Here is a 25959-nt window from a genome sequence, read left to right on the forward strand (position 1 = left end):
TGATTGTCGACAATCACCAACAATCCAAAGCACGACGTCCAACAGGAGATCATCATGTTTCTTCCGAAGTCTTCTTCGGGGCTGCTCAAGGGTGCGCTGGTATCAGTGCTTTTGGGAGCCAGCTCTGTCGCCGCCCATGCCGAAACCACCATTACCGCCGTGATGAATGCGCCCCTGCGCGCGCTCGATCCGGCGATCAGCACGGCCTATATCCTGCGCAATTACGGCTATATGGTCTATGACACGCTGCTGGCGCGCGACGAGGCGGGCAAGGTCCAGCCGCAGATGGCCAGCTGGGCAGTTTCGGAGGACGGGCTCACCTATACGTTCACCCTGCGCGACGGGCTGAAATGGCATGATGGCACGCCGGTGACGGCGGCGGATTGTGTGGCCTCGATCGCGCGTTGGGATCAGGTCGACAAGACCGGTCAGGTGATGGCCAAGCTGATGAGCGCAATGGAGGTCGTGGACGATAAATCCTTCACCATGACCTTTGCCGAACCGACGGGGATCGCGCTTCTGGCGCTGTCCAAGCCCTCGGGGATTGCACCTTTCATGATGCCCAAGGCCGTGGCCGAGACGCCGATTTCCACGCCGATCACCTCGACCATCGGCTCCGGCCCGTTCAAATTCGACAGCGCGTCCTATCAGCCGGGGGTGCAGGCGGTCTTCCTGAAAAACGAGGACTATGTGCCGCGTGACGAACCCTCCAGCGGGATGGCGGGCGGCAAGGTCGTGAAGGTGGATAAGGTCATCTGGACCGCCATGCCCGACCCGATGACCGCCCTGACCGCCATGATGTCGGGTGAGGTCGATTTTGTGGAACAGGTGCAGCAGGATCTTCTGCCGCTGGTCGATGGCAACCCCGATTTCTACACGCAGGCCTTCGCCAAACAGGGCAGCCAGAACCTCGTGCGGCTGAACTGGACGCAACCGCCCTTTGACAACCTCAAATACCGCGAGGCCGCGATGGCCGCGCTTGGCCAGAAACCCATGCTGAACGCGCAGGTGGGCACGGCTGAAGACAGCTCCAGCACCTGTGCTGCCGTCTTCGGCTGTTCCGGCCCTTATGCCACCGACTATAAGGCCGAGGAGATCATCAAGGCCAATCCCGAGAAATCCAAGGAACTGCTGCAAGAGGCGGGCTATGACGGCAAGCCCATCATGCTGATGCAGGCCACCGATCTGGCGTCTCTGGCACCGCAGGGTCCGGTGATTGCCCAGCAGCTGCGCGATGGCGGCTTCAAGGTGGATGTGGTCGCGATGGATTGGGCCAGTGTCGTGGCGCGTCGCGCGTCCAAGGCGCCGGTGGCCGAGGGTGGCTGGAACATCTTCTCGACGACCAATGTGCTGCCCGATGTGGGTGATCCGGTGGGCTTTATCGGCACGGCGGCAGGCGGGGATAGCGCGTGGTTCGGCTGGCCGGATGTGCCGAAGATCGAAGAGCTGCGTGCCTCCTTTGCCGAAGCGCCCGACACCGCGTCTCAGGTGCAGATCGCCAAGGAGATCGACCAGTTGGCCATTGATAACGTCGTGATGATCCCGATGGGGGAATTCGCCAATATCAATGTGGTCTCGGCCAAGCTGCAGGGCATGCCCGAAGCGGAAGCCCCCGTCTTCTGGAATGTGACCAAGTCGGAGTGATCCTGACATGCTGCTGTTCATCACCAAACGTATCCTCTCGGCCATTCCGGTGCTGTTGATGGTCGCGATCATCGTGTTTCTCGTGTTGCGCCTGTCGCCGGGGGATCCGGCGGTGATGATTGCGGGGCCCAATGCGACCCCCGAGCAGCTTGAGCAACTGCGCGAGAGCATGGGGCTGACAAAGCCCCTGCTTGAACAGCTGGTGATCTGGCTGGGCAATATGGCTCATGGCGATATGGGCACCTCGCTGATTTCCGGCAAACCCGCGACCGAGCTGATCATGGACCGTTTCGGCCCGACTCTGGCGCTGAGCCTCTGCACCGTGGTGCTGGCGATTGCCGTCTCGATCCCGCTGGGCGTGATTGCGGCGTGGCAGCAGGGCAAATGGCTGGACCGTCTGGTCATGGCGGGGTCGGTCGTGGGGTTCTCGGTGCCGGTCTTCATCATCGGCTATGTGCTGATACTGGTCTTCTCGCGTATCTTGGGCTGGTTTCCGGTGCAGGGCTACCAGCCGCTGGCCAATGGTTTTGGCGGCTTTATCGAACGGCTGGTGCTGCCCTCGGTCGCGCTAAGCTTTCCCTATATCGCGCTGATTGCCCGCATCGTGCGCACCAATGTCATCGAGGTGATGGGCGAGGACTACATCCGCACCGCCCGCGCCAAGGGCTTGCGCGAACGCTCCGTGCTGATGAGCCATGCGCTGGGAAATGCCGCCGTGCCGATCATCACCATCATCGGCGTGTCGATTGCCATGCTGATCGGCGGTGTGGTGGTGACAGAGTCGGTCTTCAATATTCCGGGCCTCGGGCGGCTGGTGCTCGATTCCGTTCTGGCGCGGGATTACACCGTCATTCAGGCCGTGATCCTTTTGTTTTCCGCCATTTATGTGGTGATCAATCTCTGTGTTGACCTCCTGTATGGCGTCTTCGACCCGCGCATCCGTCACTGACCAAGCTCAGGAGGACTTTCATGAAATCCGATACTTCCGCCCTTGATGATGCGCCCCTCAGCCTGCCGGAGATGGAGGGCAATGGCCGGAAATCCGGTCTGATGGCAGCCCTTGGCGGCGTCTTCTCCAGCTGGCCTGCCAAGATTTCCGGCGCGGTGCTACTGGTCATCGTGCTGATGTCGGTCTTTGCGCCGCTGATCACCGCCCATGACCCGATCCAGCTTGACCCTTCGGTGCGGCTCAAGCCGCCATCGCCCGAGCACCTCCTTGGCACCGACAGCTATGGCCGCGACATGTTCGCGCGCATCATCTACGGGTCGCGGATCTCGCTCGCGGTGGGGGCGGGGACGGTGGTGATCTCGATCCTCTTCGGGATGGTGATCGGCGTGCTGACCGGCTATTTCAAATGGATTGATGCGGTGCTCAGCCGCGTGATGGACGGGCTGATGGCCATTCCGGGCGTGCTTCTGGCGGTGGCGCTGGTGGCGATTTCGGGCGGCACGCTGACCACAGTGCTGATTGCGATCTCCATCCCCGAAATTCCCCGCGTGGCGCGGATGGTGCGCGGCGTCATCATGGGGGTGCGCAATGAACCCTATGTCGAGGCGGCCTCGGTTCTGGGCACCTCGATGGGCAAGATGGTCTGGCGGCATATGCTGCCCAATACGGTGGCGCCTTTGCTGGTGCAGGGCACCTATATCTTTGCCGCCGCGATCATGACGGAATCCATCCTGTCCTTTCTGGGCGCAGGCGTGCCGCCGGAAATCCCCTCTTGGGGTAATATGATGGCCGACGGGCGCAAGTTCTTCCTGCTCAAGCCCGAGCTGATCTTCTTCCCCGGTGTGATGGTGTCGCTGACCGTGCTCAGCGTGAACATGCTGGGCGATGTGCTGCGCGACCAGCTGGACCCGCGCATGGCGAAACGCCTCTGAAAGGACGTGTTATGAAGGATGAAAATGTTGTGCTCTCGGTCGAGGATGTCAGCATCGACACCCGTCCCAAAGGCGCCCGCCCGATCACCCGCAATATCAGCTTTACCGTGAAGGCCGGCGAGACGGTCTGTGTGGTGGGCGAAAGCGGCTCGGGCAAGTCGATCACCTCTATGGCGGTGATGGGGCTTCTGCCGAAGGATGCGCTTCAGGTCACCACGGGGCGTATCCTCTTGGATGGCGAGGATGTGCTACAGGCCACGCCCGCGCGGATGCGGGCGCTCAGGGCCTCCAAAGTGTCGATGGTGTTCCAGGAACCGATGACCGCGCTTAATCCGGTGAAGACGGTGGGCGAGCAGATCGACGAGGTGCTGCGTCTGCATACCAAGCTGTCCAAGGCCGAGCGCCGGAAATCGGTCTTGCAGATGATGGAGCGCGTGCATCTGCCCGATGTCGCGCGCATCTATGGCAGCTATCCGCATCAGCTCTCGGGCGGGCAGCGCCAGCGCATCGTGATCGCCATGGCGCTGATCCTGCGACCGCGTGTGTTGCTGGCCGATGAGCCCACCACCGCGCTGGATGTGACCACGCAGAAGCAGATCCTGAAGCTGATCAAGGAGTTGCAGGAAGAGGAAGGCACGGCGGTGGTCTTTGTCACCCATGACTTCGGTGTGGTCTCGGATATTGCCGACCGGATCGTGGTGATGAACCGTGGCGATCTGGTGGAAACCGGCACGCGCGATGAAATCCTTGCGCGCCCGAAACAGGACTATACGCGGATGCTGATTTCCTCGGTGCAGCCGCGTTTCGCACCACTGCCGGATCAGCCCAAGGTGCTGGATGTGATCGGCCTTGCCAAGACCTATGGCAAGGGCAGGACCGAGGTGAAGGCCGCGCAGAACATCAATTTCACCGTCCGCAAGGGCGAGATTACGGGGATTATCGGCGAAAGCGGCTCGGGCAAATCCACCGTGGCGCGCTGTGTGATGCGGCTGACAGACCCGAGTGACGGTGCAGTGCGCCTGCAGGGCAAAGATATCGTGCCGATGCGCAATCTGCGCGAGATGCGCAAACAGGTGCAGTATATCTTCCAAGACCCCTACCGCTCGCTCAACCCGCGCCGGACCATCGCGCAATCGCTGATGGAGGGGCTTTTGAACTACGGCATGCCCGAGGCTCAGGCGCGGGCCAAGGCTGCGGCGACGCTTGAGATGGTCAATCTTCCGGCCTCGGTGATGGACCGCTATCCGCATCAGTTCTCGGGCGGGCAGCGCCAGCGGATCGCCATTGCGCGGGCCATCGTGATGGAGCCGGATCTGTTGATCGCGGATGAGGCGGTCTCGGCGCTGGATGTGTCGGTGCAGGCGCAGGTGCTGGATCTGCTGGAGGATATCCGCGACCGCACCGGCGTGTCGGTGCTGTTTATCACCCATGACCTGCGGGTGGCTGCGCAGATCTGCAATGCGCTTGTGGTGATGCAGAAGGGGCAGATCGTCGAACAGGGTGCCACGCGGGATGTGCTGATGGCCCCCTCGCATCCCTATACCCGCGCGCTGATCGAGGCCGCCCCCGCGCCAGAGTGGGATTTCCAGAACTTCCGCCCGCTGTTGCGGGCCGTCTGAGAGGAGAAGACATGCGCGTTTTGCTTGCCGGTTTCCAGCATGAGACCAATACGTTCGCCAAGGATCGCGCCGATATGGCGGCCTTTGAACATGGCGGCGGCTTTCCCGCGCTCTGCCGAGGGTCGGCGATCACCGAGGTGATGACCGAGACCGTCAATCTGCCCACCGCCGGTTTCCTGCGCGCGGCCAAAGCGGCAGGGGTCGAGGTGGACCCGCTCTTATGGGCGATGGCGGTGCCCTCGGGTCCGGTGACGCGCGGCTGTTACGAGACAATCGCGGGCGAGATTTGTGACCTGATCGCCGCAGCCCTGCCTGCCGATGCGGTCTATCTGGACCTGCATGGCGCGATGTGTGCCGAACATATCCCCGATGGCGAGGGCGAGCTGATCGAGCGCATCCGTCAGATCATCGGGCCGGATCTGCCGCTGGTTGTCAGCCTTGACCTGCATGCCAATGTGACCCGCCGGATGGTCGAGATGACCGATGCCTTGGTGGCCTATCGGACCTACCCGCATGTGGATAGCGCCGATACAGGGGCGGCGGCCTTTGATCTCTTGCAAAAGCGGGTGGTCTTGGGGCGGCCTTTCGCGCGGGCTATGGCGGCGCCGGATTATATGATCCCCATCTGCTGGCAATCTACGATGAATGCGCCCGCCGACGGGCTTTATGCTGCCCTGCCGAAGATCGAAGAGGACACGGGCGCGATCAGCCTCTCCTATGCGATGGGTTTTCCGGCGGCGGATTTCGACGAATGCGGCCAGCTGATCTGGGCCTATGGCGCGGCAGCACCAGAGGCTGAGGCTGCAGTGGCCGCACTTCTGGCTCGGGTCGAGGCCGCGGAAAGCGCCTTCCAAGGCGCGCTTTACACGCCAGAGGGGGCCGTGGCCCATGCGCTTGCCCGCAATGCGCAAGGCTGCGCGCCGGTGGTGATTGCCGATGCGCAGGACAACCCCGGTGCGGGCGGCAGCTCGGATACCATGGGTCTGATCAAGGCGCTTCTGGCGGCGGATGTGCCCGATGCGGCGGTGGGCGTGCTGTGGGACCCGAAGGCCGTGGCGCTGGCGCATCAGGCGGGCGAGGGGGCCGAGGTTACGCTGTCTCTTGGTGGCCATAGCGATGTTGCAGGCGATAGCCCCCTTGAGGCCAGCTTCACCGTCGAGCATCTGTCGGATGGGCAGCTGCGCACGCTTGGCCCCTATTATGGCACGCGCGAGATGCATCTTGGCCCTGCTGCCTGCCTGCGCCTTAATGGCGTGCGGATCGTGGTGGCCAGCCAGAAGGCGCAGATGGCCGATCGCGAGATGTTCCGCTTTGCAGGGATTACCCCCGAGACGACGCCGATCCTTGTTGTCAAAAGCGCCATCCATTTCCGTGCCGATTTTGCCCCGATTGCGGGTGAGATCATCACCGCCACCGCTCCAGGCGCGATGATGATGCGCGCCACCGACTGGCAGTGGGCGCATTTGCGCGATGACCTGCGGCTGATGCCCGAAGGCCCGACGCAAGCCGAACATCGGGCCGAACACCTTGCGGCGCTCCGCCTTCCTGCCTGATCCGCTTGCCAGAATGGGGTCCTGATGACGATGACCGATATCCGCTCGCCGCATATGTCGCGCAGCCTCTCTTTAACCAAACCCGCAGTCCGCAGCCCGCGGGGTATCGTCACGGCGCAAAACCGCCATGCGGCCCAGATCGGCGCGGATATTCTGGCCAAAGGGGGCACGGCGGTGGATGCCGCCATTGCGACCTCTTTCGCGCTGGGGGTGCTGGAGCCGTGGATGAGCGGGATCGGCGGGGTGGGGGCCATTCTGATACGTCCCGACGGCAAGGGCGTCACGGCGATCGATGCGGGGGCGGTGTCTCCGGCGGCGCTGGACCCGCAGGATTTTCCGCTGGTCGAGGGGAAGGATGGCGATCTGTTCGGTTGGCCCAATGTGTTGGAAGACCGTAATGTGGTCGGGGCGAAATCCATCTGTGTTCCGGGGCTTCTGCGGGGGGTGCAGGCGGCGCATGAACGTTTTGGCCGCCTGCCCTGGGCCGATCTGGTGGCCCCAGCGCAGACGCTGGCGCAAGACGGGCTGGTGGTGGATGCCCATGTTACCGCATGGGCGGCGCAGGAAATGGGACGTCTCCGCCGCAACGAGGCTTTGGCCGCGTGGTTCCTGCCCGAGGGCCTGCCGCCTGTTGCCCCTGCGGCGGTGGCGGGGCGTGTGACACGGCTGCACAATCCCGCTTTGGCCGAAACCCTTGCGGTGATCGCCAAGGAAGGGGCGCAGGCGCTGTATCACGGGCCGGTTGCCAAAGCACTATGCGCCGATATCCAGACCTTGGGCGGCTATCTGGACTGCGCGGATCTGGCGGGGTTCCGGGCCGAGATTTCGCCCGCCGCCACGGCCCCCTTCCGCGACCGCAAGGTGCATTTCGTGCCGGTTCTCAATGGCGGGGTCACGGTGGCCTTGGCCCTGCGCTATTTCAACGAGACACCGCCGGATGGGGCGGCGGTTCCATCGCCGCAAGGCTGTCTGGCCAGTGCCCAGGCGCTGGCGCGGGCATGGGCGCATCGCTTCAGCGAAATGGGCGACGGGGCCGAACGTAGCCTGCCCAGTTGCACGACCCATTTCAGCGTGGTTGATGCCGAGGGCATGTGTGTCTCGATGACGCAGACGCTTCTGTCGCTATTCGGCTCGGCGGTGCTGTCGCCTTCGACGGGGATCTTGCTCAATAACGGGGTGAACTGGTTCGACCCGCGGGCGGGACGGGTCAATGGTCTTGCGCCTGCCACCAAGGCGCTGGCCAATTATGCGCCGATGATGATGACAGGGGCGGGCGAGACCGTGGCGATTGGCGGCTCCGGCGGGCGCAAGATCCTGCCCGCCATCTATCAGGCGCTGATCCATCTGGTCGATCATGGCTATGGCCTGCACGACGCGATTGCCGCCCCCCGCTACGACCTTTCCGCCCCGCCGGTTCTGGTGGCGGATGCGCGGCTGGGGCAGCCCACCATCAGGACGCTTGCGGCGGCATTCGATCTGGTGCTGGCCGACCGCGAGATCCAGCCCAACAGCTTTACCACTTTGGGCGCGGTGCGCCGCCAGCACGGGCCCGATGGGCCGGTCAATGAAGGCATGGCCGAGCCGTGGCACCTCTGGGCCGAGGCGGTGGTCGAAGGCGCGCCGCTGATGCCTGTTCCCCCCTGTCGAGGAGAGATCTGATGAAAGACATGCCGACCGATCCGGCCCTCTGGGCTTGGCCCGCCACCCGTCTGGCCGCTGCGATCAAGGCGCGCGCACTTAGCGCCCGCGAGGTGGCGCAGGCCCATATCGACCGTGTCGAGGCGGTCAATGGCCAGATCAATGCTATCGTCGATTTCCAGCCCGAAAAGACCTTGGCCGCAGCCGATGCGGTGGATGCAAGGCTTGCGCGCGGGGATGAGGCAGGCTGTCTTGCGGGGGTGCCGGTAACGATCAAGGTCAATGTCGACCAGACCGGCTATGCCACGACCAACGGGCTGAAGGCGCAGCAGGCCCTGATCGCCCGAAGCAATAATCCGGTGGTGGAAAGCTTTCTGGCGGCGGGGGCGGTCTCGTTGGGGCGCACCAATACGCCTGCCTTCAGCTATCGCTGGTTCACCAATAACCTGCTGCACGGGGCGACCCATAACCCGCGCAAGAAAGGCCTGACGCCGGGGGGCTCTTCAGGCGGCGCGGGGGCGGCGGTGGCGGCGGGTCTGGGAGCGATCGGTCATGGCACCGATATTGCGGGTTCGGTGCGCTATCCGGCCTATGCCTGCGGTGTGCACGGGCTGCGCCCCTCTGTCGGGCGGGTGGCTGCGTGGAATGCTTCCGGCCCCGACCGCACGATTGGCGGGCAGATCATGGCGGTCTCGGGGCCGCTGGCCCGTAACGTGGCCGATCTGCGGCTGGCCTTTCAGGCGATGCTGCGTCCCGACCCTTGCGATCCTTGGGCCGTGCCTGCGCCGTTTCACGGGCCGCAAATGCCCAGGCGCGCGGCGGTCTGCACCCATCCGGAAGGGGCGCAGACCGCGCCCGAACTGGTGGCCGAACTCCATGCGGCGGCGGACCGCCTGCGGGAGGCGGGCTGGCAGGTGGAGGTGCTTGACACCCTGCCGGATCTGGCTTCGGCGGTGCCCTTGCAATTGACGCTGTGGATGGGCGACGGGTATGACGGGCTTTTGGCCAGCGCCCGGGCCGAGGGGGATCGCGGCGCTTTGGCCGCCCTTGAAGGGCAGGCAGAGTTTGTCAGGTCCCTCGGGCCTGACTGCATCGCCAAGGCCCTGACCGCACGCATGGCGATTGCGCGGGACTGGGGGCTGTTTATGGCCCGCTATCCGGTGCTGCTTTTGCCGCCTTCGGCAGAGCTGCCTTTTGCCGATAATCTTGATCTGGTGGATGAGGCCTCGTATAGGCGGGTCTGGGCGGCGCAGATGTCGATGATCGGCCTGCCGGTCACCGGACTTCCCGCGTTGACGCTGAACACCGGCCTGCTGGCGGATGGCACGCCGGTCGGGGTGCAGATCGTGGCCGGCAAGTTCCGTGAGGATCTCGCGCTGAAGGCGGCAGAGGCAATCGAGGCCAGAGGCAAGCGGGTCTCGGTCGCACTGCCCTGACATGATCTGCCGGTCACATATCCGGCGCCGTGTAGAAAGAGACGCTATGACATTGAAAAACCTGCGCCCCGTCACGCGGCAATCGACCGAAGCCATTGTTATCGACAATTTGCGCGCCTTCATTCTGTCGGGCGAGGTCGCCGCGGGCGGGCGGCTGACCGAGGCCGCGATGTCCGAACAGCTGGGGGTCTCGCGGGCGACGCTGCGCATGGCTTTGCACCGGTTGGCGGGGGAGGGGCTGATTGAACAGATCCCCTATACCGGCTGGCAGGTGGCGCAGCTGTCGCAGCAGGATATCTGGGAAATCTGGACCCTGCGCGGCGCGCTGGAAAGCCTTGCCTCGCGGTTGGCGGTCAGTCGCGATGATCCTCAGGTTTTCGCGGCTGTCGAAGAGGCGTATGCCGAACTGGAAAGCGCCTGCGCGCGGGGCAATATGCGCGCCATCAGTGCCGCCGATTTCGCCCTGCATCAGGTGATCATCGACAGTGCCGACCATGCCCGTCTGGCGGCGCAATATCGGGTGGTCGAACAGCAGGTGCGCATGTTCATTTCCACCAGCAACCTGCATGTGGCCACCGGCCCCGACGATATTATCGCCCAGCACGCGCCGCTGATTGCGGCCTTTCGCGCGCGGGATGCGCAAGCGGCAGCGGATGCGGCATGGTGGCACGACGAGACCGAGGGCCAGAGGTTGATTGCATGGCTTGCACAGAGCGCCGCGCGGGGGGGTGAGCAAACCTGACCAGAGCCTTACCGGATTGATGACATCTTTAGCTATTCTCTTTCCGGCGGGCATAAGAAATCGCTTGAAATCGCGGGCTTTTGTTCACATATTGTTCCCGCAAGCAGCAATTCGTTGTCGGCCAGCGCACCACTACACCCATTGCCCCCAAGCTGGCCGACAACACCGCCTTGCCTCCCTTCCCACCTTGTCGGAACCTGCCCTGATGGCTTTGCGCGGGCCGTTCCCCACGGGCTATGTCCAAGGGCTGTTTTGCGGGGAGCATGCGGCCGCCTCCACGCCCGTAGCCCCCGCGCCGATCGGCGCAGGGGACATGGTCGGACGCCTTCGGCTGGTCCGCACGGCCTTGATTAGGGTTAGCGCAGGAAATTATCGGCCAGCAGATCGACAACTTCCTTCGTGCGGCCCTTCGCCACGGCTTTCGCGCCGAACAGCGCGGTCGAGGCCACCTGTGCCGCCTGGATCTTGGGGGGCATCACCAGTTCCATCCGGCTTGTGCGGACATCCAGAACCGCCGGGCCGGGCTGAGCCAGCCAGTCGGTAACCGCTTGCGGCAGATCCGTCGCAGTCTCGACACGCTGCCCCCACAGGCCGATCGCGCGGGCGACCTCGCCGAAATCGGGGTTTTCCAGATCGGTGAAGGCATCCAGCAGCCCTTCCACGCGCTGCTCCATCTCGACAAAGCCCAAGGTCGAGTTGTTGTAGATCGCGATCTTGATCGGCACATTTTCCTGACGCAATGTCAGCAGGTCGCCCATCAGCATCGACAGACCGCCATCGCCGCACATCGCGATGACCTGCCGTTCGGGATAGGCTTTCTGGATGCCGATCGCCTGCGGATAGGCGTTGGCCATTGTCCCGTGCAGCAGCGAGGTCAGGAAGCGCCGCTGCCCCTTGGCGCGGATCTGGCGCAGCATCCACACCATCGGGGACCCCGCATCGGCAGTGAAGATCGCATCTTCGGCAGCATGGGAATTCAGGGCTAGGGTCAGAGCCTGCGGGTGGATGAGGCTCGGGTCCGGTTCGCGGGCCTCGCGCCCGTATCCTTCGAGATCCTTATGGTATTGCTCGACCGCCTTGCGCAGCCAGCTGGTATCGGAATGCGGTGCGAGCTGCGGCAAAAGGGCCTGTACGGTGGCCGCCACATCCCCGACCAGCCCCAGATCAACCGGCGCGCGCCGTCCGATGGCGGCAGGGTCGATATCGACCTGCGCGATTTTTGCCGCATCGGGATAGAACTGCGTATAGGCGAAATCGGTGCCCAGACACAGCATCAGGTCGCAATGGGCCACCGCCTCCATCCCTGCGCGATTGCCCAGAATGCCGGTCATGCCGACCTGCCACGGGTTATCGGGTTCGATGAACTCTTTCGCGCGGGTCGTATGCACGATTGGCGCGCGGATTTTCTCGGCCAGCGCGATCAGCTCGGGACGGGCCTTGCGCGCCCCGATTCCGGCATAGATCACCGGACGCTGGGCCTGATCGATCATCTGTGCCAGCTCTGCAAGCTCGGTCGGAGCGGGCACGGTGACCGGCTGCGGGCGATGGACCGACCATGCCAGCGCATCCGACGAGGTTTCGGTGAACATGTCGCCATTGACGATAATCACCGCCAGCCCGTGCTTGGTCAGGGCCGCTTGGGCCGCCATTGCGGTAATCCGCCGCGCCTGATCGGGATGGTTGATCTTTTCACAGAAAACCGAGCATTGCTGATAGATGGCCTTCTGGTCGACCTCTTGCGGGAAGCCCAGCCCCTCTTCATTGCGGGCGATGTTCGAGGCGATCATCACCACGGGCGCGCCGTTGCGATGGGTCTCGAAAAGGCCGTTGACGAAATGCAGCGATCCCGGACCGCAGCTGCCTGCACACAGGGCCAGCTCGCCCGTCATATAGGCCTCGCCCCCTGCGGCAAAGCCGCCCACCTCTTCGTGGCGGACATGGACCCAGCGGATATCGGATTTGCGGATTTCATCGGTGAAATGGTTGATCGTATCGCCGGCCACGCCGTAGCAGCGCTTCGCGCCCGCCGCCTGCAAGGTCTCGGTGATAATCTTGGCAACGGATTTTGACATGATTGGTCCCCTAAGGCTGAAATCTTGCTTTAGAACGGGTGGCAGGGCGTTCGGGTCCCGTCAGGAGGCTACACAAGCATGTGACGTTACGACGAAAAACGGCTAAGGAGCATTCGTGATGCCTTGCAAGGGAACAGAGTGCCCGGACTGGCGTTTGGCGCATAATTCAGAACGCGAGCGGGCATCGAGGAGAAGGTCATGGCGGGTCGGTTGATTGTGATATCGAACAGGATACCCACGGTGGATCCGTCTGGCGGGCTTGTCGTGGCGCTGCATGATGCGCTGCTGGCGCGGGGAGGGGTATGGGTCGGGGCCGATCCCGATCCGTCGGAGGAGGGGCGCGAGTGCCTGCACGAGCTGGGAGATGTTCCCTATCGCAAACGTGCGTTCCGGCTGAGCAAGACGGAGCGGCAGAACTATTATAGCGGATTTGCCAATTCGGTGCTTTGGCCGATCTGCCACCGGCGCACCGATCTGATCGAGATGAAATCCGAATATCGCGCCGATTATCTGGCGGTCAATCTGCGCCTCGCCCGCCTGATTGCGCAAGACCTTGCCCCGCAGGATGTGGTCTGGGTGCATGATTACCACTTCCTGCCGCTGGCGATGATGCTGCGCTCGCTGGGGGTGACCAACCGCATCGGCTTCTTCCTGCATATTCCGTTTCCCAATATCACCGATCTTGCGATCCTGCCCCGCCCCGAGGATTTTGCCCGCTGGCTGGCCAGCTATAATCTGCTGGGGCTGCAGACCCGTGGTGATGTGGCGCGCGCTTTGGAGATGTTCCGCGCCGATCCACGGGCGGAATTCCTGCGCGACGGAACCGTGAAATTCGACGAACATATCGTCACCGTGGCCTCTTTTCCGATCGGCATCGATTGTGACCAGATCGAAGCCACCGCCCGCAGCGCCGATCCCGGCCCGTTTGGGGCTGCCAACCCGCGTGAGCTGATTATCGGCGCGGACCGGCTGGATTATACCAAGGGGCTGCCGCATAAATTCGAGGCCTTCGGTCGCCTTCTGCAAGGACGGGTGGACCGCGATGCGCGACCGACCCTCCTGCAGATTGCCTCGCCCAGCCGTGCCGATGTGGCCGCCTATCGGCAGATTACCAATGACCTTCAGGCGATTTCGGGTCGGATCAACGGTCAGTATTCCGAGCTTGACTGGCAGCCTTTGCGCTTTGTGCACCGCTCGGTCGCGCGGGACCGGCTGATTGGTCTCATGCGCCGCGCCGAGGTGGGGCTGGTCACGCCTCTGGCGGATGGGATGAACCTTGTGGCCAAAGAGTTTGTGGCCGCGCAAGCCCCTGATAATCCGGGCGTGCTGGTGCTGTCGCGGTTTGCCGGTGCGGCAGAGGATATGAAAGGGGCGCTGCTGATCAATCCGCATGATCTGGACGAGACCGCCGGTGCGATCGATTACGCGCTGGCCATGCCGCTGGACGAACGGCGCAAGCGCCATGCGGATTGTCTGGCCGTGGTGCGGGACAGCCGGATTTCCGTCTGGACCGACAGGTATCTGGCGCGATTGGCAAGCTGCGTTCCGACCTTGGCTTTGTCCCGTCATCAGGCAGCTTCGGCCTGACTAGGCCAACGGCCAATCGGCGGCACGTCGCAGGCTGGCGGTAAAGGCGGCCTGCCGCGCCTGTGCAAGCTGCGGATCGGGCAGGCGCAGAAGATGCGCGGGGTGATAGGTGATCAGGCAGGGGGTGCCATCGGGCAGCGTCTCGATCTGTCCGGCGCGTTCAACAAGCCCCTTGCCGGTGCCGGTCAGAGAGGCCGCGGCGGTTGCCCCCATCGCCACCACCAGATCGGGCTTGATCAACTGGCGTTCAAGATCCAGCCACCAGCGGCAGGCCTTCACCTCGCCCGCATTCGGTGCCTGATGCAGCCGCTGTTTGCCGCGCGGAGTGAACTTGAAGTGCTTCACCGCATTGGTCAGCCAGATCCGCTCACGGTCCAGCCGCGCCGCGCGGGCGCATTGGTCAAAGAGCTGCCCCGCAGGGCCGATGAAGGGGCGGCCCTTGAGGTCTTCCTGTTCTCCGGGCTGTTCGCCCACCACCATCACCCGCGCCGAGGCCGGACCTTCCCCCGCCACCCCCTGCGTCGCACAGGGGCCAATCGCACAGCGGCGGCAGGCGTCCAGCGCGGGTTTCATCGTCTCAAGCGTGATCTCTTCGGGCAGCTCTTTCGGCGCGGGTCGCAAACGGTCGGCCAAGGCCGCCTTGGGCGTGGGCATGGCGTCCTGCATGGCACGCGCCCGCGCAGGCGCTTGGCGGATCATCTCGGGGATCAGCTGCGCCTCGGGGAGGTTCTTCCAGTATTTGCGCGGCATCTCGGAGGTCATTGCCTTCACCATCAGCCGCGCGGGGTTGAAGATATGGGTGAAATAGGTGCGCCATAGCTCTTCGGTGGCATCCTCGGGCGGTGGGCTGCGGTCTTCGGTCTCGCTGTAACTCAGTTGGCCCGCCTCAAAGCGCGCGGTCAGACTGGGGGTCGCGATCACCCAATCCATATCTCCGAAACGCTTGGCAAAGAACGGCGTCGCGGGTTCCACAATCGGGTGGTCGGGTTCGAACCATGCCGCAAAGGCGCGGCGGTTGGCATCTTCGGCGGTGATCTCGCGGAAGCGCACGAAGGCATGCATCTTGTGGATGTCGCGCCGCACATGTTTGGCCTGCGCAATCAGCCTGTGAAGGGCAGGGTCCTCGCGGTCGCCCCAGCGCAAGTCCCCGCGTGAAAGCCGCAGCACGATGTCATAGGCGCGGGCAAACCGCTCGGGGTCGGAATGATGCAGCGCGCATTCGATCTCGCCAAGCGTCGCGCGGGGCAGGGTCAGGGTAACGGGGGCGGCCTGAGGCGCGGCCATCCCGTCAAAAAGATCTGGGCCAAAAAGATCCGGAGCCGCCTCGCCCACCCGCCAGAGCACCGCCTCGGCAGGCACGCCCCGCGCCGCCAAGCCGCGCGCCGTCTCGCGCCATGCGGCCACCGTGCCGATATGGGGCAGGATGACCTCTTCCATCAGAAGAGGCTCAGCTGTTCGGGCGGCGGCGCAAACCGCGCCCGCAAGTCCTGCGCGTCAAGGCTGCGCGCGGTCCAGCCGGGAAGGGTGATGAAGGGGCGGGCATGTTTCATTACGCAGCCGATCTTCACCAGCGTTTCATAGCGCAGCACCCCATGCCGACGCGCCGCCAGAATACGCTCGACCGAACGCGTGCCAAAGCCCGGCACCCGCAGCAGAAGCTCTTTGGGCGCGCGGTTCACATCTACCGGAAATTGCTCGCGATGGGCCAGCGCCCATGCCATCTTCGGGTCCACCTCAAGGTCCAGCATCCCCGAGGGCGGCGCGATCTCGCCCGCTTCGAACCCGTAAAACCGCATCAGCCAATCGGCCTGATAGAGCCTGTGTTCGCGCATCAGGGGCGGGCGTTTCAAAGGCAGCAGTTTCGAGGCATCGGGGATCGGCGAGAAGGCCGAATAATAGACCCGCGACAGGTGATAGCCCGAATAAAGCCGCGAGGCCGAATGCAAAATCTCCCCGTCATGCGCCGCATCCGCCCCCACGATCATCTGCGTCGACTGGCCCGCAGGCGCAAAGCGGCCCGCGCGGCGGCCCTTATGGCTGCGCTCTTTGGCGGCCTCGCGGCGGTTGCGGACCTCGGCCATGGCGGTGCGGATGGTTTGCGCGCTTTTCTCGGGGGCGTAATCCGAGAGGCCCTTATCGGTGGGCAGCTCGACATTGATCGACAGCCGGTCCGCCCATTTGCCCGCCTCGTCGATCAGCTCGGGGGCGGCATCGGGGATGGTCTTGAGGTGGATATAGCCGCGGAAGTTCTCCTGCTGGCGCAGCGTCCGCGCGATGCGGACCATATCGGCCATCGTGTCATCGGGGCTGCGGATGATGCCCGAGGAAAGAAACAGCCCCTCGATATAGTTGCGGCGGTAGAATTCGACCGTCAGGCTGACGACTTCCTCGACGCTGAAGCGGGCACGCTCGACATGGCTGGAGGCGCGGTTGATGCAATAGGCGCAATCATAGATGCAGAAATTCGTCATCAGAATCTTCAGCAGGCTGATGCAGCGCCCGTCCGGCGCATAGGCATGGCAGATGCCCGCCCCGCCCGAAGAGCCAAGCCCCTTGCCGTCTGTCGACGACCGTTTCTGCCCGCCCGAAGAGGCGCAGGAGGCATCATATTTCGCGGCATCGGCAAGGATGGCCAGCTTGTCTGAGATCGTGCGTTTCACCATGATGTTCATCATATGTTCACACTGATGCACCGGCAAGGGAAATCTCGCGATGTCAGGAAGGGCGGCCGAAGCCGCCCGACAGTCTTAGGCCGCCTGTGTGATCGGTGCGTCTGCCGAACCAAGCCGGAACTGGCCCACCAGATCTTTCAGCTCATGTGCCTGCTGATCCAGTGCAAGGCAGGCCGCGCTTGTTTCCTCGAAGGAGGCGGCGTTTTGTTGCTGGGCACGGTCAAGCTGCCCCACCGCCGAGTTGATCTCGGAAATCCCCGAGGCCTGTTCATTGGCCGAAGAGGCGATATCGCCCATGTGATGCTCGATCACCTCGACCGATTTGACGATCGCGCGCAACGCATCGCCGGCACGGTTGACCAAGGCCACACCATTCTCGACCTGCACGCCGGATTTCGAAATCAGGGCGTTGATCTCCAGCGCGGCTTCGGAAGACCGCTGGGCCAGACCGCGCACTTCCGAGGCCACCACGGCGAAGCCGCGTCCGGCATCTCCGGCCCGCGCGGCCTCGACGCCCGCATTCAGCGCCAGAAGATTCGTCTGGAAGGCGATGTCGTCAATGACGCTGATAATCCGCGAGATATGGTTCGAGGAGTCACGGATTTCGTCAATGGCGGTGATCGTATCGCCCACAACGCCTGCGGTCTCTTTGGCGTTTTGTGCCGCATCCTTGACCAGATTATTGGCTTGGGTCGCGCTTGCGGAGGCGGTCTGGACCGAGACCGTCAGCTCGTTCAGGGCTGCGGCGGTCTGCTCCAGAGTTGCGGCGGAACGCTCGGTCTCGCGCGACAGGCCGGTGGCTGCACCGGTGATTTCTTGCACCCCGCCGACAATCGCATTGGCCGATTGGGTGATGGCCTGAACCAGTTCCGACAGACGCAGGACGGTATTGTTGAAATCCTGACGCAGCTGGTCGTAGCCTTGGGGGAAGCGGTCATGGATCATGACATCCAGATTGCCTTCGGCCAGCCCGCTCAGCGATCCTGCCAGACGTTTCACCACGGCCTCCTGCTCGGCAGCAAGGGCTGCGCGATGCTCTTCCTGACGGCGACGGTTGGCCTCTTCGGCCAGAATGGCCTGATGTTCGCGTTCCTGATCGGCCTGTGCACGTTCTTCGCGTTCCTCGCGCAGGCGGGCATCTTCCTGCGTGCGGCGTTCTCTTTCGATCTCGCGCTCCTGACGGGCCAGTTCCTGTTCGACCTCAAGCGCGCGTTTTTCCAGCAAGCCGTTGCGCAGGGCCTCGACGGCGGTGGCCATCTGTCCCATTTCGTCATGGCGATCCGTCCCCGGAACGGGGTGGTCATATTGGCCCTCGGCCAGCCCTTTGACGACATCCAGCATTTTCTGCATCGGCTTGCGGACAACGGTGCTGGTGGCCAGAGCGATCGTGGTCAGTGCCATCAGCAGGATCAGCAGGCCACTGAGGATCGAGGCTTTGATTGCGGCATGGACGGGGCCGGAGAATGTCGCGGCGGGCACATCCAGCACGGCGGCCCATGTGCGGTTCATCCCCGGTGCCGAGAAGGGCAGAACCAGCCGCGTCGCACCGTCGGGCATATCGGAGATGATATGCATCTTGCCATCTTCCAGCGCGGCATTGACGGCGTCCAGACCCGCGCCCTCATAGGGTTTGCGCTTCTCGTCCGGCGTGGGGGCAACGACCCATTTCGCGCCGGCATCCAAGAGCATCATGCGCCCGCCCTCGAATGTATCGATAGCGCCCAGAATCGTGGAGAGATTGTCGAGCGTGATATCGGCCCCTGCCAGACCCACCATCGTGCCCTTTACCACAACCGGAATGACGACAGAGGTCAGCAGGATCCCCTTCTCTGTCAGATAGGGATCGGTGATCAATCCGCGTTTTGTCGAGGTCGGGCCGGCATACCATTGCGCGGTCGGATTGAGGCTATAGGTCTGGAAATCCATTCCGCCGCTGTCATTCTTGGTCCAGAAGGCGGCAAAGTCGCCTTTCTCGTTCCGGCCCTCCGTGCCGCTGGCCAGCCCGTCCAGCGTCCGGCCTTCCAGCTCGTTCATCCATGATGCGAAGATATCGTCATATTGCGGGGCCAGATCGTGCAGGACGGTGGTCAGGCCTTTGGTCGTGGCCTCGCCGGTTGCAAGATAGCCTGCAAGCGAGCTGGACAGGGCCGTGGCCGCAGAGGTGGCCTGAGTAATGGGAATCATGACCTGTTCTGCGGCACGGCGCGTCTTGATTTCGGCAAGGTTCATGACCTGATCATGCACCTTCCGCGTTTCCGACCATCCGCTAAAGACCGTATAGGCAAGAACAATCATCGTGATTGCAGTTCCGGCGGCCAAGATCAGCTTGCCCGAGACGGTTTTTATGACTCGCATTGTCTACCTGTATAAGAAACCTGTACGATAGACATGTGCTCCCAAAGCCCCAAACAACTGGTAAATGCGCGCATTCCTAAGCAGGATAATTTTCAGCGGGATTGCTAAATCTGTGCACAATTTTAGCCAGAGAGAGACCGGCTGCGCCAAAAGCGGTTTTCCGTGGCATTTGCCTGCTGCCGCGATGAAAAAAGGGCCGCATTGCTGCGACCCTTTGGCGTTTCTCCTCCGTCCTTGGTGCAAGGCCCGCGACGGACAGGATCAGTCCCGCTTTTCCCATGCGCTGCGGTCGATATCGAGATCCGCATACATATCGGGGTCCAGAACCGGACGGTCGATGCCCGCCTTGAGCTGGGCGCGGAAGTCGCGCAGCAGCCGCATGGCCACCGGGAACAGCATCATGATCGCCAGCAGGTTGACCAGTGCCAGAACGCCCATCATCGGGTCCGAGAAGAAGAACACATCGGTCGCCCCCGGTGCCAGAGCGCCGATAAAGACGATGCCCACAACCGCCACACGCAGGATGGTGATCGCAATCGGGTTTTCTGAGAAGACCGACAATGCGTTTTCGCCAAGGTAGTAGTTGTAGATGATCGACGAGAACGCAAACAGCAGAACGGCGATGGACAGATAATATTGCGCCCAGTTGCCCAGCTCGCTGGTGACCGATTGCTGGGTCAGTGCCACGCCATCAATGCCTTCGGCACCCGGTACATAGACATCGCTCAAGAGGATCACGAATGCCGTGCACGAGCAGATCACGATGGTGTCGATGAAGACCGAGAAAGACTGCGTGATGCCTTGGCTGATCGGGTGGCGGACCTCTGCGGTGGCGGCCACGTTCGGCGCCGAGCCCAGACCGGCCTCGTTCGAGAACAGACCACGGCGCATGCCCTGCATGATCGCGGCCCCCATACCACCGCCAACGGCCTGTTCGATCCCGAAGGCGTTCTTGACGATCATCGACAGCACATGCGGCACTTCCGAGATGTTGAGCACGATGATTACCAGCGCCATCGCCAGATAGCCAACGGCCATGATCGGCACGATCACGTCAGAGGCTTTGGCAATCCGGTGTATCCCACCGAAGATGATGATCGCGGCCAGAATGGCCAGACCGATGGCCGTCCAGGAGCGGGCGATATGGAAGCTGTCCAGCATCGCGCCGGCCACGGTATTGCCTTGGAACGCGTTGAAGCCAAAGCCGAATGCCGCAATCAGGCAGACAGCATAGATGCCCGCCAGCCATTTGTATTCCTTGCCCAGACCATGAATGATCGACAATGCCGGACCGCCGCGGAAGCTGTGCTCGCCGGTGCGGCGTTTGAACAGCTGTGCCAGCGAACATTCCACAAGGCTGGTGGCCATGCCGACAAGCGCCACGACCCACATCCAGAAGACCGCCCCCGGCCCCCCGAGCGTGATGGCCACAGCCACACCGGCAATATTGCCGCCGCCGACGCGCCCGCCGACCGAGACCAGCAGCGCCTCACGCGCCGAGATCTTGTCGGCATCCGCCGCATTGTTGGATTTGCGCAGCACACGGAACATCCGCCCAAAGAATTGGACCTGGACGAACCCGGTTGCCAGAGTGATGAAAACGCCAAAGACGACGAGAATGGGGATCAGAGACCACCCCCAAGTCAGATCGCCGATCTTGGTAAAGATCAGCTCTAGAAAATCCATGATATCCCCCTTTATTGCGCGCATAATTTCGATGTCGCGAATTTGGTGCAAACTAGGGATACGTGGGCGGATTGCTATGGTCTATCTTGCATCACGGCGACGCGAACGGATACATAAGTAGCGTCAACTAGCATAAGAGGTGGGCCTTGTCCCAAGATTTGCCACGGAACCTGCGCCTGTTATGCAGCTATCACGCTTCGATCGTCGCGGTGTGTCAGCAATTGGGGGTGAATCGGTCCCAGTTCAACCGCTACCTCACCGGAGAGACCTTTCCCTCGTTGCGGTCCATGCGCCGGATCTGCGACTTTTTCGGGGTCGAAGAGGCCGAGTTGCTGCTTGCGCATGGGCAATTCGTGGAACTGGTGCGGCTGCGGCCCCAAAGTACCGGCGTGCGGGCCGAGCGCGACATCGTGTCCTTGACGGCAGGCGAGCTGCGGATGCAGTCGGCCAAGGCGCTGGTGCCCTATCTCGGATATTATCTGACATGGTATAACTCCATGTCCCATCCCGGTCAGGTGCTCTGCGCGCTGTCCAAGCTGTATGACACACCTTTCGGCGTGAATGTCAAAAGCGTCGAAAGTGTCGGGCGGCCAGGTGCGCGGAAGTTCACCTGTAAATACGAGGGGGCCTGTTTCCTGCTGGGCGACCGGCTGTTTATGACGGTGATGGAGACGCTGACCCGTAACGAGGTGATGCAGATCATCCTCTATCCCAGCTACAATAACCGGATCCGCTATCTTGGCGGTGTGGTCTCTGGCGTAGCGGCCCGTGCTCCGCGTCCGCCCTCGGCGACGCAGATGGTGATGGAATATCTGGGAAAATCGGTTGATCTGCGCGCGATGATGCGGCGCTGTTCGCTGTATTCTCCGCAAGATCCGCGTATTCCCGAAGAGGTGCGGCAGATGCTGTCGGGGGGCTTGCGGGCGGGCAGCCAGCTGGTGGAGGCCCCCGTCGTCTAGGCGGAATACAACCGAAAGGCGGTCCTTGCCGCACGCCTTTGCCGGTAGGGTAGTCGATTCCATCTATCTTTCGGCGCACGGGATCGTGTATGGCTGGGCACATGTTGATCCGTTTTTGGAAAATGCTTTTTATAACGGTCACTGTCGCAATGCTTGCGACGGTCAGTATCGGCTCGGCTTCGGCGATGGCGCCGGATCGGGATCTGCTGATCAAGGCACAGGCCGAAGCTCTTGGTCTTTCGGGGGATGATCTCTGCGGCGGGTCCGGCAAACCCGAGTATCGCTGCCCCTTCTGCCATCTTTTGCCCGATGTCGATCTGCCCGTGCTTGCGGCCATCCGCTGGAGCCGTGTGTTTCAGGCCCAATGGCTGGTGCCTGTCCAGTTCCGCACGGCCCCGCATAGCCGCGACCATGCCCGCATCCCCCGTGCCCCACCCGTGGCGCTGTAATCAGGGCCGCGGCCAGACCTCCGTCTGATCTTCCACCGGAACGCGGCTTTTTCATGCGCCATGCGTAGCCTTTCGCTGCGCGGTTTTTGGGATGTCCCGCATCTGTCGGGCGCGGGTGCGCCGCATGCGGATCTGAGACCGGATGACCATGTTCTATCATTCGACTGCCAAAGCGCTGCTGGCAGGCACGGCCTTATGGGCCTGTCCGCTATGGGCGCAGGAAGACCCGCCGATCCCGTTGGACGGGATTTCCGTCTATGCCGCCGACGAGGGGGCAGAGATCGACGGATATCATAGTCTTGCGATCTCCAGCGCGACGCGCACATCCACGCCGTTACGGGCTACGCCACAATCGGTTCAGGTGATCCCGTCCCAGATGCTGGCCGACCAGTTGCCCGCGCGTCTGGCCGAGGTGCTTTATAATGCCAGCGGCGCACAGGGCAGCGTGGCGCTGCAGACGCCCGCTTTCGAATCCACTCTGCTGCGGGGCTTTCCCGCCGAGATCTATAGCGACGGGATCACCAATTATATCAATGCGGGCGATGCCAATGCGCTTGCAGGGATCGAGAGGGTCGACGTGCTCAAAGGGCCCAATGCCATCCTCTACGGTGGAGGGACAGGCACGCCTCTGGGCGGTATCGTCAATCTGGTCACGAAGAAACCCCAGCCGGACAGGTTCGCCACGGCGGCCCTGACGCTGGGCAGCGAGGCCCTCATCGCACCGTCTTTCGATGTGAATGCCCGTCTGGGCCAGACGGCGCTTTTCCGGATGACCGGTAGTGCCGCACGTTCGGGGGCGCAGACCGATGTGCTCGAGACCCGACGCTATGCGTTCAGCCCCGCGCTGACGCTGGGATATGGCGGCGCGACGCAGCTGACGGTTCAGGGCTATCTTTCGCGCTGGCAGCAGCAGGAATATCAGGGGCTACCGGCCACGGGCACAGTGACCGGCGGGTTTGCGCTGGATCGGGACCTGTTCATTGGCGATCCCGATATTCCCGAAAGCACGACCAGCACCCGCAAGCTGACCTTCACGCTGGACCATAGTTTCAACGAGACATGGAGCGCGCGGGGCCAGTTCCGGATCGGCAGGACCAGGGTGGAACAGATCACCCAGATCATCCTGTCGAATGTGCCGGATGCAGGGGATAGCCGCTGGTCGCTATATAATTCCTATGTGCCGGGCGAGCAGACCGAATATAATTTCAACGCATCGGTCGAGGGGCATCTGAGCACTGGCGCCGTCGATCATACGCTGCTGCTGGGCGTCGATTATGCGCGGATCAAAGACTATTCGCTGATGTATATGGATTATGCGGGCAGCGTGGATCTGACTGATCCTGTTGCCTGGCCCGCATGGACCATGCCTGCCAGTCTTGCAATGGGGGAAGGTCATGGCCGTTACACCACCGCCGGAGCCTATGCGCAGCTGCAATCGGATGTCGGAGCATGGCATCTGCTGGGCGGTGTCCGTTTCGGCTATCTCCAGACCGTCTACGAGTCCGAAGGCTATGGCCGCCGCGATAGCCTGCAGCAAGCCCGCTTGCTGCCACGGATCGGCGCGGTGTGGGATCTGGCGCCGCAGGTGTCGGCCTTTGCCAGCTATAGCGAGGGTATGAAGGCCAATGCCTTCTATTTCTATTCCGACATGCCCGAACCCGAATATTCGCGTCAGGCAGAGCTGGGGGTGAAGTTTGACCAAGGGGCATGGTCGGGCAGCGTGGCGGCATTCCAGATCCAGCGCCGCAATGTTCCGGTGACCGATCCCGACGACCCCCTGATGCTGAGTTCGATCACCGAGGGGCAGCAACGCTCGCGTGGGGTCGAGGCCGATCTGGTGTGGCAGTCAGAGGGGCCTTGGCGTCTGGTGGCCAATTATGCCTATACCGCCGCTGTCCTGACAGCCGACATCCCCAATGGTGCCCGCGCAGGGTCTTCGCTGGCAGGGGTGCCACGACATTCGGGCGGGCTTTGGCTGACCTATGATCCGCGTGATCCGGCGGGCGAGGGCTGGCAGGCGGGGGTTGGCCTCCATGCGGCGTCTTCCGCCTATATCGACCTTGAAAACCTATATAAAACAGGCGGCTACGCTACAGTCAATGCCTCGGGAAGCTATACCCGAAACGGCATGACCTATGCCTTGGCCATCAAGAACCTGCTGAACCGCGATTACGACCTTCCGTTCTGGAAATATCTCGACGGGCGCGTCGCGCCGGGGCCGGAGCGGCAGGTTCTTCTGACGATCAGCAAGACCTTTTAACGAAGCGAGATCCCTATGACGAAACATTCCTCCAAGGCCGGAGCGCGCGCCACGATCAGCCCGTTCTATTTCGCCGCATGGCGCTGGCATTTCTATGCCGGTCTGTTTGTGGTGCCCTTCCTGTTGATCCTTGCGGTCACGGGGATGGTGATGATGCTGGCCACCGCCTCGTCCAACCAGTTGGGCGATGTGCGCGATGTGGTGATTGCGGGTCCGGCCATGCCGGTCAGCCAGCAGGCGCAGGCGGCGCTGGACGCAATTCCGGGCGGGGTGCTGGACCAGTATGTGGCGCCCGAGGCCGCAGACCGCCCCGCGTTCTTTGCGATCCGCGACGGGGCGGCCATGATGTCGGTGGCGATCGACCCCTATACCGGCGATGTGCTGAACGCACAGGACAAGACCACCACCCTCTATGCCATCGCCAACCGCATTCACGGCACGCTTTTGCTGGGCGATACCGGAGACCGGATCGTGGAAATGGCCGTGTCGCTAATGATCTTGCTGATCGTAACCGGATTGTGGATGTGGCTGCCCAAAGCGGGGTGGCGCGCGATGGTGCCGAACATGCGCGCGCGCGGGCGCAATTTCTACAAGTCGCTTCATGCCAGCCTTGGCACTCTGGTCGCGGTGTTTCTGGTGCTCTTCGCGCTGTCGGGCCTGTCTTGGGCAGGGATCTGGGGCGGCAAGTTCATCCAGCCGTGGTCGTCGTTTCCGGCAGAGAAAACATGGAAGGGCACGCCGCTTTCGGGGCATAACCATGCCTCGATGAACCATTCGGGCTATCAGGACGTGCCTTGGGGGGTGGAGCTGGTGCCGATGCCCGCATCGGGCAGCGCGGCAGGAACTGAGGCGGTGCAGGGGCCGGTGACGCTTGATAGCGTCAGCGCATGGGCGCAGGCCAATGGCTTCCACGGCCAGTACAAGATCACCCTGCCCAAAGGGGAGACCGGTGTCTACACGCTGATGGCCGAGGTCCGTAACGAGGATGGCGTGATGCCGTGGCAGGACCGGACCACCCATATCGACCAGTTCACCGGACATATCCTGGGCGATATCCGCTATGCCGATTACACGCCGATGGCGAAGGCGATGGCTTGGGGGATCGGGCTGCATAAAGGGCTGGTCGGTCCGTGGAATTTCGCCCTGAATTTCGTCGTTCTTCTGCTGGTCATCGCGATCTGTGCCAGTGGCATCGTGATGTGGTGGATGCGCCGTCCGGCAGGGGCTGGCCGTCTGGCCGCCCCGCCCGTGCCGCGCGACATGCCGCTTTGGAAAAGCGGCATTCTGGTGGCTGTGCTGATTGCGATCGCCTTCCCGATGGCGGGGGTCGCGCTGGCCTCGGTGATCGTGCTGGATGTCGTGCTGATTGCGCGCGTGTCCTTTCTCAAGCGCGCGTTCTCCTGAAA

At 62.8% G+C, this 25959-nt stretch carries 18 protein-coding genes; 13 read left to right on the forward strand and 5 right to left on the reverse strand.

Annotated elements, in window-relative coordinates; genetic code table 11:
* Nucleotides 1-81 precede the first annotated feature (81 nt).
* The 8 genes from WDB86_RS17090 to WDB86_RS17125 are packed head-to-tail and all read left to right on the forward strand — an operon-like array spanning nucleotide 82 to nucleotide 10513.
* Nucleotides 82-1644: an ABC transporter substrate-binding protein gene (locus WDB86_RS17090; protein ID WP_406737110.1), complete on the forward strand. Its 1563-nt coding sequence runs from the start codon at nucleotides 82-84 to the stop codon at nucleotides 1642-1644.
* 7 nt (nucleotides 1645-1651) lie between these two features.
* Nucleotides 1652-2593: an ABC transporter permease gene (locus tag WDB86_RS17095; RefSeq protein ID WP_341486103.1), complete on the forward strand. Its 942-nt coding sequence runs from the start codon at nucleotides 1652-1654 to the stop codon at nucleotides 2591-2593.
* A 20-nt stretch (nucleotides 2594-2613) separates the two neighbouring features.
* The gene (locus WDB86_RS17100) at nucleotides 2614-3525 is read left to right on the forward strand and encodes an ABC transporter permease (RefSeq protein ID WP_406721713.1); all 912 of its coding nucleotides are present in this window, start codon (nucleotides 2614-2616) and stop codon (nucleotides 3523-3525) included.
* An 11-nt stretch (nucleotides 3526-3536) separates the two neighbouring features.
* Nucleotides 3537-5144, forward strand: a complete 1608-nt coding sequence (locus tag WDB86_RS17105; protein WP_341486104.1) for an ABC transporter ATP-binding protein — start codon at nucleotides 3537-3539, stop codon at nucleotides 5142-5144.
* A gap of 11 nt (nucleotides 5145-5155) precedes the next feature.
* On the forward strand, nucleotides 5156-6697 hold the full coding sequence (locus WDB86_RS17110) for a M81 family metallopeptidase (protein WP_341486105.1): 1542 nt from the start codon (nucleotides 5156-5158) through the stop codon (nucleotides 6695-6697).
* Between the two features lie 24 nt (nucleotides 6698-6721).
* Nucleotides 6722-8356, forward strand: a complete 1635-nt coding sequence (locus WDB86_RS17115; RefSeq protein WP_341486106.1) for a gamma-glutamyltransferase — start codon at nucleotides 6722-6724, stop codon at nucleotides 8354-8356.
* Complete coding sequence (locus tag WDB86_RS17120; RefSeq protein WP_341486107.1) at nucleotides 8356-9771, forward strand: amidase family protein; 1416 nt, start codon at nucleotides 8356-8358, stop codon at nucleotides 9769-9771. Before WDB86_RS17115 ends, WDB86_RS17120 begins: the two co-directional genes overlap by 1 nt.
* A gap of 46 nt (nucleotides 9772-9817) precedes the next feature.
* On the forward strand, nucleotides 9818-10513 hold the full coding sequence (locus WDB86_RS17125; RefSeq protein ID WP_341486108.1) for a GntR family transcriptional regulator: 696 nt from the start codon (nucleotides 9818-9820) through the stop codon (nucleotides 10511-10513).
* 356 nt (nucleotides 10514-10869) lie between these two features.
* Here the strand turns inward: WDB86_RS17125 and WDB86_RS17130 are convergent, their stop codons facing one another.
* A complete protein-coding gene (locus WDB86_RS17130) occupies nucleotides 10870-12585 on the reverse strand; it encodes a thiamine pyrophosphate-dependent enzyme (protein WP_339109958.1) in 1716 nt (571 codons plus the stop codon).
* Nucleotides 12586-12783: 198 nt separating this feature from the next.
* Here WDB86_RS17130 and WDB86_RS17135 point away from each other — a divergent pair, with 198 nt between their 5' ends.
* The gene (locus WDB86_RS17135; protein WP_341486109.1) at nucleotides 12784-14172 is read left to right on the forward strand and encodes a trehalose-6-phosphate synthase; all 1389 of its coding nucleotides are present in this window, start codon (nucleotides 12784-12786) and stop codon (nucleotides 14170-14172) included.
* Here WDB86_RS17135 and WDB86_RS17140 read toward each other — a convergent pair whose 3' ends face one another.
* The 4 genes from WDB86_RS17140 to WDB86_RS17155 form a co-directional block, all read right to left on the reverse strand.
* Nucleotides 14173-15609 (reverse strand): UdgX family uracil-DNA binding protein, encoded by a 1437-nt coding sequence (locus WDB86_RS17140; RefSeq protein ID WP_341486110.1) that lies wholly within the window; start codon nucleotides 15607-15609, stop codon nucleotides 14173-14175.
* A complete protein-coding gene (locus WDB86_RS17145) occupies nucleotides 15609-16847 on the reverse strand; it encodes a putative DNA modification/repair radical SAM protein (RefSeq protein ID WP_406737105.1) in 1239 nt (412 codons plus the stop codon). Before WDB86_RS17145 ends, WDB86_RS17140 begins: the two co-directional genes overlap by 1 nt.
* Nucleotides 16848-16919: 72 nt before the next feature.
* Nucleotides 16920-19199, reverse strand: a complete 2280-nt coding sequence (locus WDB86_RS17150; protein WP_330629452.1) for a methyl-accepting chemotaxis protein — start codon at nucleotides 19197-19199, stop codon at nucleotides 16920-16922.
* Nucleotides 19200-19460: 261 nt separating this feature from the next.
* The gene (locus WDB86_RS17155; protein WP_330629451.1) at nucleotides 19461-20885 is read right to left on the reverse strand and encodes an alanine/glycine:cation symporter family protein; all 1425 of its coding nucleotides are present in this window, start codon (nucleotides 20883-20885) and stop codon (nucleotides 19461-19463) included.
* A gap of 146 nt (nucleotides 20886-21031) precedes the next feature.
* Between WDB86_RS17155 and WDB86_RS17160 the strand changes: the two genes are divergently transcribed.
* The 4 genes from WDB86_RS17160 to WDB86_RS17175 all read left to right on the forward strand — a co-directional run bounded on the left by WDB86_RS17160 (nucleotide 21032) and on the right by WDB86_RS17175 (nucleotide 25957).
* Entirely contained in the window at nucleotides 21032-21844 is an 813-nt protein-coding gene (locus WDB86_RS17160; RefSeq protein ID WP_330629450.1) for a helix-turn-helix transcriptional regulator, read from the forward strand.
* A gap of 101 nt (nucleotides 21845-21945) precedes the next feature.
* Nucleotides 21946-22293 (forward strand): hypothetical protein, encoded by a 348-nt coding sequence (locus WDB86_RS17165; RefSeq protein ID WP_406737106.1) that lies wholly within the window; start codon nucleotides 21946-21948, stop codon nucleotides 22291-22293.
* Nucleotides 22294-22435: 142 nt separating this feature from the next.
* Entirely contained in the window at nucleotides 22436-24553 is a 2118-nt protein-coding gene (locus tag WDB86_RS17170; protein WP_341486113.1) for a TonB-dependent siderophore receptor, read from the forward strand.
* Between the two features lie 15 nt (nucleotides 24554-24568).
* Nucleotides 24569-25957: a PepSY domain-containing protein gene (locus WDB86_RS17175; RefSeq protein WP_341486114.1), complete on the forward strand. Its 1389-nt coding sequence runs from the start codon at nucleotides 24569-24571 to the stop codon at nucleotides 25955-25957.
* Nucleotides 25958-25959: the final 2 nt, after the last annotated feature.

Origin of the sequence: Thioclava sp. GXIMD4215, assembly GCF_045291555.1 — a bacterium.
Classification (GTDB): Bacteria; Pseudomonadota; Alphaproteobacteria; order Rhodobacterales; family Rhodobacteraceae; genus Thioclava; species Thioclava litoralis.